The organism is Komagataeibacter ossonobensis, from assembly GCF_057359305.1.
Genome location: NZ_JBXAYQ010000073.1, coordinates 1 through 8,130 on the forward strand (window position 1 = coordinate 1; position 8,130 = coordinate 8,130).

Consider the following 8,130-nt stretch of genomic DNA (forward strand, 5'->3'; position numbering starts at 1 on the left):
TCCCGGCGCTGCTTCTGCAGGCCGGGATGTTTCCGGATCAGGTTTTCGGGATGTCAGGAACGGGCGTGCTAACCAGGTTGTATCGCCTGATTACTCTTTCCTTCAGCTCTCATTGCAACCGGGTCGGGCGGTGCGGGGCAAGGGTGCCGCGTAGCGGCAGCACCGGACCCGCGCGCAGGCGACGCAGACGCTGAGCACGGGGAGGAGCCGCCCCTTGCGGCGTGCTGGTCGATCTGGTGCAGCTTTGTCTTATTTAGACCTTTTTTTGGCCATTCCTCTTCGGCAAACAATGGGCAATCGGCTCAAAGCTCTGGCGCTCCCGACCATACGCAAACTAACTGTGGTCCCAGACGATACGTCCTGCGCAAGCAACGCACCAAATCAACAGAAAAAAGCGTTTTACGCGGTAAAATTTTTACGGCGTAAAAGATTTGGAACTCTTCTCTTGTCTTCAGAAAGCTGTCCTGTAAAAACTCCTTCTATACGGTGACGGTCCGCGGAACTCCTGCATCGATAAGGTCCCAATGACAAAACATCCCTCTCCATCAAAACAATCCATCGTGATGCTATCATCGCCAAAGGGTGGTGTTGGAAAATCGTCGTTATCCCGGAATATACTTGTTTTAGCTGCTCAATCTGGCAGACAAGTATTAGGACTGGATATGGATAAACAGGCAACTCTAGCCACATGGGCGGAACGCAGGGAACGCGTCCGTGCGAGTATTCCGGCCGTGTCCCATATTCCTGTACATCGCGCGTCCCTTGATGACTGGCGGTCTACCCTGAAAATGGCGAGGCAATCCTCTGCCGATTTTATTGTCATCGACACGCCGCCTTCGATCGAAATCAACATGACAGCAATCTTGGGCTTGTGTGAAGGTTCTGACTTTGTTCTGGTTCCTTGCCAGCAAAGCCAAGACGATTTAGACAGCGTGATACCGTGGATGCGCCATTTGAAACAGAGCGGTGCGAAAGCAGCGTTCATCATTAATCGGGCGAATATTCGAACTCGTTCCTACGCGACTATCCGCTCCAAATTGCTAAATGTCGGACCCGTGTGTCCCGTAGAAATCGCCCAAGCAGAGGAAATATCACTCGCAAATGGTAAAGGGTTAGGCGTCATGGATCTAAGTCGGCCCAAAAACGCGGAAGCGTTTGGCGCACTCTGGTCATACTTGCGACAGGAGTTGGACCTGTGAGCAAAGCCAATTCGACGCGCGGCATCTCGCTGCGAGCCTTGCAGGGCCTTGATGCTGACGAAATACAGCCATCTGATGCGCGTCCTAGCGAGCTACATGAACTCACCACCGTATCTTCTGAAACCCTGGAGACAATTGCATCAGTATTTTCCGGAACGGACCTTGCGAAGGACGAGGGCCGCATCCGGATCATTCTTGATACCCAGCGCGCCGTAACATCTGCGTGGGAAAAGGCTGCGCGTTCCTTTCTGGAAATCGGCCGAGCATTAAATACGCTAGAAAATGCACTTTTTTCGAGAGAAGAAAAAAACCGTCTTAAAGCCAGTTTCGAACGCTTTTTCCCTTTCTCCGAACCGGTGGCCTCCCAGTTGCGTCGGATCGCAAGCATGGTGGATAGTGGCCGAATTAGCGAGACGTCACTACCGGGTTCATATAGTGCAGCGTATCAGCTGACTTTGCTGGGACCAGAGGAACTTGAAGCGGCGCGCGAGAAGGGCCTCGTCGGACCCAGCGCGTCTCGTTCTGCAATCATAGCGTTCCGAAAGTCAATCAAGCGGCCTGCATCTCATGTTGATTTTGCCGCGCTCGTAACAGAGGCGCGGCGCCTTAGATCCACCAGGCGCCAAATGCTGGAACAGCTTGTTGCCATCCGAAAGCGCTTACGTGAAATCGATGAACTTATCAGTGACGAGTAAAAGTTCCGAGAGAGCATTAGGAGGCCAACCCCTGCATCTATTAGGGGATCGGCAACGCGACCTTCTACACAAGACGATCGAAATACGGTGGGCTGGAGGTCTCGAAGCTTGAGGAGCAGCAAGTAGGAAACTCGTGAGACGCCCGGCATTACGGCGTAATGCTCTGACCAAGGCGATGTCCAAACGGGATTACTCGCAACGGCGGGGGCGGGCCTGTAGTCTCATCACCGTCGACCCGAGGACGTGGCGTTATGCGTCATACCGTCCATGTGATACCGAGGTGCGCGGCCTACCGCGCCACCTTGCGGGCGAACGATGCCAGTTTCCCTATCAGGGTCGGCACATCTTTCTGGAGTGCGAAGGAGTAATCCTGATCCACAAGAAGCTGTTCCGGTTGTATCGCAAGGAAGGGTTGTCGGTCCACTAGTGTGGTGGCCAGAAACAGGAAATGGGCACCTACTCGCCGACGCCGGTGCCCGACGGTCCTAATTAGCGCTGGACAACGGATGTCGCTTCCGCGTGCTGACCGTTGAGGACGACTACACGCGAGAGTGCCTAGTACTAGTCACCTGAATCTGAAGTTCGGCTCATTGTCTTATGACAAAAGCGCTTCACCGAGGCGAGGATCCGGTCGGCTGATTTAACCCACCGATACGGCCGTGGGTTTTTGTTATGTGCGTCGATAAAAGTTGTGATGTCGGCTTCGAGTGCAGTTGTTGACCGATGCACGCCGCGTTGGAGTTGCTTGCGCGTCAGTTCGGCGAACTAGCGCTCTACCTGATTGATCCAGGAAGCTGAGGTGGGCGTGAAGTGAACATGCCAATACGGGCGGCGCGCGAACCACGTCTTGATCGTGGTCGTTTTATGTGTGGCGTAGTTATCCATCACGAGGTGAACATCCAGGTCATCAGGCATCTCGGCATCGATACGTTTCAGGAAGTCGAGAAATTCCGTGGTACGATGACGTTTGTAGCATTTGTCGATTACCGCACCTGTTGCGATGTCGAGGGCTGCAAACAGCGACGTCGTACCGTTCCGGAGATAGGTATGGGTACGTCGTTCCGGCACGCCCGGTATCATGGGCAGGACTGGCTGTTCGCGGTCCAGCGCCTGGATCTGGGATTTCTCGTCGACGCACAGCACGATCGCGCGGTTCGGTGGCGACATGTAAAGACCGACAATATCCCGAACCTTGTCGACAAATAGCGGGTCCGTCGACAGTTTGAAGGTTTCAGCCCGATGCGGCTATCTTCGACTGTTCGTCCGCAATTAGCCTACTGATTTGCCTCTATGCGACTCAGACGTTTTCATCGTCTACGTTGAGTGAGGACTTTAGCGGGACCTAGGAAACGCGACTACCGTGCGTTTTGGCTCAACAGGTGGAGGTGAGGGAACTAATGTTAGGCCCACAGCACTCAGTTTGACTACCGCCTCTGGATATACTGCTAGCGCCAAGTTGAGTTGAGCGCAGAAGGTATCACGGAAATGGTCTAGGCGTTTTACGCCAGCGCCGAACTGGGCGTGAAGACCCTTCCAAGTGATTGGCGTGTCCTTCTGGAGGACATGCAGCCGATATGCAAGCCAGCAATATATATCTAAAGCCATCGAGTGTTTACTGATCGCTCGAATTGCGGATTCCTGAATGGGAACAGGATGTCGACGAAGCTGATCGTAGAATGTTTCACTCAGCTTCGTCCGCGCTAAAAGTTGTCCCCCGCTAGAGTCCTCGCCATCTTCCGTAAACAGTGCTTTGTCGACTATAAGTTGTTGTACTAATGCTGACTTTCCTGCTTGTTGGACCTCGAAAGTGAGACGACAGCGCGTGATGCGGAGTGCCTGCTCTCTTACGTCGGCTATCGTTTTGCCGCCAGGAGAGATGTTCATCTTCTTAAGCCAGTCGCGAAGCGACTTTCCGAGCTCAATTTCGCGACTCTGGGTTCTTAGAGCCTCGGTTTGCAGATATAGCAGTATAAGTCTGGCTCGACTTCCGTATGGGACACCAATCCATTGAAGTTCCCCATTCGGAAGCGTTCGTCGACCTGGTTCTACGAGAAGGGTAACTCTGTCGGTGCGAACTTGCCAAGGTGCAGAGTCGGGCTGTTTTTTATGTGGGAGCGGTGCTTGTGCCCAGCCGCTATACATGAAACCTAGTCCGGCATCTTCGTCCGTCAGATATGCGGCGGCCGCATCAACGACGCGGCGGTCCATGTCTAGCTGGAGTACATGCTGTCGACCATGCTCCTGAAGCAAGTCATGCACTTCCGCCATCATGGCTCCCCTAGGTATATGTATGTTGGCTCGATTCTGCGACCATGATGCATGGATTTGTTCAGAATGTCTCTGAGGACTGTAGCGGGATCTAATACTAGTTAAAGATAATTGTATTCTAATATTAGTTTGTCCCGTTAGTGTCCTCGGGATAACTTATGCGAATCGTGCTTGCTCCGTAAGCACGTGTCGCTAGAGTCCTCAGTTTTTCCGCTACAGTCCTCAGTACCCTGTTGGTCACCTCGCAAAAGGGAGGTGTAGCGAATCGGTATCTCTGAGGGCATCAAGTTTCCCGTCAGAGTCCTCGATTTGCAGATAGCGCTAATTTGGCCCCCCGTCAAAGTCCTCAAAACTGAGAAATTTTCAGGTTAGGAGGCTTCTAACAGCCCGATTTTCCTTGATGTTCGGCGGATAAACCTGTTTTTGACGCATAAAACCCCGCTAGAGTCCTCACTTCGAGGACCGTTTTGCGATCTGTTTCGGCTCCAGATTTCCGGCATATCTCAGAAATTAACCTTGCGCGTCGCATGTTCCCGCCAGAGTCCCCAGTTTTTGCCTCTGAAAGAAACTCCATGAGGACTCTGGCGGGAATGTAGACTGGAACAGGTGTTCAGAACTTTCACTTGGTCGGGTGGCGCGCTGAGACGCTGGCTCCGTCGATGTACGTTTTACGGTCTCTCGGGATAATGTCGTGGCGTGGGCTACGCCCGCCAAAGTCCTCATCTGGATGTTGTGGTTACACTGGGGGCTGACGTCCGTGATCACGCGTGACATGGCCCTGTCTATTCCCGGAGACTCTGCGAATCGACCCTCTCGGATATCCCAACTGATCTACCCAGTGACGCCGTTGTGAGTCGCGGCAGGGAGATAATCAACAGGTCTTCATCAGGGGAAATACTGGTTTCCTGATATTCTGCTTTTTTGCTGTGTGTCCACTGGACGAATGCAGGTGAAAGCATGATCGCAATCAGGAAATTCCCCGATCTATTGCCGGGCTTTAGCTGGCGGGATATCGAGGTGAATGACGTGCGGATCCGCACGGCTACCGGCGGAAACGGACCACCGCTGCTCATGCTGCATGGTCATCCGCAGATGCATCTGATCTGGCATAAGGTTGCGCCCGCACTGGCGAAACGTTTTACCATCGTGGCCCCAGATCTGCGGGGTTATGGCGATAGCGCCAAGCCTGAAGGTGGGACGGATCACGCCAACTATTCCAAGCGGGCCATGGCGGCTGATCTGGTTGGCGTCATGCACAAGCTTGGATTTGAGCGGTTCATGGTTGTCGGGCATGACCGGGGCGGACGGGTGGCGCACCGCATGGCGCTGGATGCACCGCAGGAGGTGGAAAAACTGGTGCTGATCGATATCGTACCGACAGCAACGATGTATGCCCGGACCAATATGGAATTCGTCCGACGCTACTTCTGGTGGTTTTTTCTGATCCAGCCTGCCCCCTTGCCGGAAAGGCTGATCAGCGGGGATCCGGACTTTTTTCTCGAAAGCCACATTGCAGGACAGATCAAGATACCAGGATCGGTCGATCCGCGTGTCGTGGCCGAATATCGTCGATGCTACGCCGACCCGGCAATGCGTCATGCAGCATGCGAAGACTACCGCGCTGCAGCAGGCATCGACCTCGTCCATGATGCGAATGATGCAGACAGGCGGATTGAGGTCCCATTACTGGCTCTGTGGGGTGCACGTGGCACCGTGGGCGCGCTATATGACGTTGTCGAGACATGGCGCGAAAAAGCCGTGGACGTGCGGGGATATGCGATCGACTGTGGTCATAGTCCGCAGGAAGAAGCACCGGCAGAACTGCTGCATCGGCTTGATGCGTTTCTCTGACCTTCGCGAAAGAGTTGGAGAGTCAAAGCTCGATTTTCACCGCATTATAGTCAGTTATGCTTTGAAAAGCAGACCCGTTCAATCCAGATGACGCGATTGCTGAAGATATCGATCGGCTGTGTGCGGATTCAGAGGTTACGGAGCGACCTCTGACCCGGATCAGCGGGAGGCGACCGCATGTTCCAGATAGAGACGCAGCACCGTAACGGCTTCCTTGTCCTGTGCCGGGCGGGGGACCGAATGATCCTGTGGCAGGGCAAAGATCGCCTTGACCAGATGCAGCAGCATCACCGCCCGTTCGTCATGCGGGCCCGGAGAGCCACCGAGCCGTGACAACAGCTGGCTCATGCGCCCGATCAGCGCCTTGCGGAGCGTTCCTGTCCCATCTGGCAGGGTAATCCCGCTGTCGAGCAGCGAAAGGACGACTGAGCGTTCCGTCCGTAGACGCTGGATGATGTCCAGCAGTCCTTCTGCCGCATCACGTGGCGACAGCGTCGGATCGCGGTCAACCAGCTTATCCAGGGCATGTAGGAGCCGCGCGCCGTAGCGTTCGAGCACTGCGGCTGCCAGCACGTCCTTGGTCGGGAAAAAACGGTAGAGCGAACCGATTGCCGTGCTGGCGCGGGCAGCGATCTCGGTCATTGTCGCCGCCTCGTAAGATTTCTCGCCAAAGACCGTTGTCGCGGCCGTAAGGATCGCTTCAACGCGGTCGCGTCCGCGCTGCCGCTTGGGCGCGAGTGGTGATGAACGGGGCGGGCTTGACATAATGCGAGGGTACCCTCAACTTTCTTTTATGCGAGACAGTCCTCGCATAACCGATTTTCCATTGCCGGTCGATGTTTGACCCGACCATGTATCCAGATCCCGGAAGGCGCCGATCCGTGAACAGATTTGACCCGCGAACCACCGCCCTTGTCCTCATTGACCTGCAGAATGGCATACTTGCCCTGCCAACCGCCCCGCGGCCATCGTCGCAGGTGCTGGAGAGTGGTAAATCGCTTGCCGCCCGCTTCCGGGATGCCGGTGCTACGGTCGTACTGGTTCGGGTCGCGTTTGCACCCGACTTTGCCGACGCGCCGCCCGGTCCCGCCGACCAGCCCTTAAGCCCGCCGGAAGGCGGCCTGCCAGCGGACTGGGCGCACCTGGCCGACGGGCTGGTGGCACCCGGCGATATCGTCATCACCAAACATCAGTGGGGGGCATTTACAGGCACGGAACTCGACCTCCAATTCCGCAGGCGGGGCATCCGAACGGTCGTTCTGGGCGGTATTGCTACGAATTTCGGGGTTGAATCCACCGCACGGCATGGCTGGGAGCTTGGTTATCACATCGTCATCGCCGAGAATCTCTGCACCAGCCTGTCAGCAGATCTTCACGATGTTTCCATCCGCTCCATCCTCCCGCGGATCGCACGCGTGCTGCCTTCCGATACAATCGTGTTTGGCGGTTAAGCGGTGAGGGTGGGGCCGTCCGTATGGCTGCTGACCGGGCGATGGGGCGTACTGGGGCTGCTTTCGCTGGTGTTCGGCACGCTTCTGACTGCCTTACGCCTGCCGGCCGCGCCGCTGCTGGGACCACTGGGGGCGGCGGTCGTACTGGCCACACGGGGTGGTGCGGTCCGTATTCCCCGCTGGGCCTTTCTCGGTGCGCAGGGCGTGGTCGGGGTCATGATCGCCAGCTATCTTTCAGCTTCGATCTTTCGCGAAATGGCAGCCAGCTGGCCGGTCTTTGTCGCCGGTACGTTTTCTACCCTGTCTGCGGCAGCTTTTCTCGGCTGGCTGCTGACACGTTCGCGCCTGCTACCCGGCAATACCGCGATCTGGGGTTCGTCACCCGGTGCGGCCACGGTCATGACCCTGATGGCGGAATCATACGGGGCGGATATGCGGCTCGTCGCCTTCATGCAATATCTGCGCGTGGCCTGCTGCGCCGTCATTGCGGCCGTTATTGCGCGCGTTGCCGGAACGCCGTCCGCCCCACTGGTCGTGGCACAGACCCTCTCATGGCAGGGTGCTTTACTTGCGCTTGTGATCGCGCTGGCAGGCAGCGCCTTGGGCACCCGTCTGCGCGTGCCGGCCGGGGGACTGCTTGTGCCCATGGGGATCGGGATGGCCGCG

General features: G+C 56.2%; 7 protein-coding genes and 2 pseudogenes. 6 read left to right on the plus strand and 3 right to left on the minus strand.

Annotated features, from left to right (window positions below; all coding sequences use genetic code 11):
- The first annotated feature begins 524 nt into the window (after positions 1 to 524).
- The 3 genes and pseudogenes from AC1RQ9_RS18095 to AC1RQ9_RS18105 form a co-directional block, all read left to right on the plus strand.
- Positions 525 to 1,199: a ParA family protein gene (locus AC1RQ9_RS18095; protein ID WP_232275864.1), complete on the plus strand. Its 675-nt coding sequence runs from the start codon at positions 525 to 527 to the stop codon at positions 1,197 to 1,199.
- Positions 1,196 to 1,894: a hypothetical protein gene (locus AC1RQ9_RS18100; RefSeq protein ID WP_019092593.1), complete on the plus strand. Its 699-nt coding sequence runs from the start codon at positions 1,196 to 1,198 to the stop codon at positions 1,892 to 1,894. Before AC1RQ9_RS18095 ends, AC1RQ9_RS18100 begins: the two co-directional genes overlap by 4 nt.
- Positions 1,895 to 1,938: 44 nt before the next feature.
- A pseudogene (locus AC1RQ9_RS18105) lies at positions 1,939 to 2,461 on the plus strand (transposase family protein); the annotation flags it as partial.
- Here the strand turns inward: AC1RQ9_RS18105 and AC1RQ9_RS18110 are convergent.
- Both AC1RQ9_RS18110 and AC1RQ9_RS18115 read right to left on the minus strand, forming a co-directional pair.
- Positions 2,456 to 3,139, minus strand: a pseudogene (locus AC1RQ9_RS18110) (IS630 family transposase); the annotation flags it as partial. The pseudogenes AC1RQ9_RS18105 and AC1RQ9_RS18110 overlap by 6 nt on opposite strands.
- A gap of 87 nt (positions 3,140 to 3,226) precedes the next feature.
- Positions 3,227 to 4,165 carry a replication protein RepA gene (locus AC1RQ9_RS18115; protein ID WP_010515665.1) on the minus strand — a complete coding sequence of 313 codons (939 nt, stop codon included), beginning with the start codon at positions 4,163 to 4,165 and terminating at the stop codon, positions 3,227 to 3,229.
- Positions 4,166 to 5,119: 954 nt separating this feature from the next.
- On the opposite strand from AC1RQ9_RS18115, the gene AC1RQ9_RS18120 reads away from it, so the two are divergent.
- A complete protein-coding gene (locus AC1RQ9_RS18120) occupies positions 5,120 to 6,013 on the plus strand; it encodes an alpha/beta fold hydrolase (RefSeq protein WP_026019853.1) in 894 nt (297 codons plus the stop codon).
- A 159-nt stretch (positions 6,014 to 6,172) separates the two neighbouring features.
- Here the strand turns inward: AC1RQ9_RS18120 and AC1RQ9_RS18125 are convergent, their stop codons facing one another.
- A complete protein-coding gene (locus AC1RQ9_RS18125) occupies positions 6,173 to 6,778 on the minus strand; it encodes a TetR/AcrR family transcriptional regulator (protein ID WP_019092237.1) in 606 nt (201 codons plus the stop codon).
- Positions 6,779 to 6,894: 116 nt separating this feature from the next.
- On the opposite strand from AC1RQ9_RS18125, the gene AC1RQ9_RS18130 reads away from it, so the two are divergent.
- On the plus strand, positions 6,895 to 7,464 hold the full coding sequence (locus AC1RQ9_RS18130) for a hydrolase (protein ID WP_019092238.1): 570 nt from the start codon (positions 6,895 to 6,897) through the stop codon (positions 7,462 to 7,464).
- A 9-nt stretch (positions 7,465 to 7,473) separates the two neighbouring features.
- A partial coding sequence (locus AC1RQ9_RS18135; RefSeq protein WP_485988009.1) for an AbrB family transcriptional regulator occupies positions 7,474 to 8,130 on the plus strand: 657 nt, incomplete at its 3' end.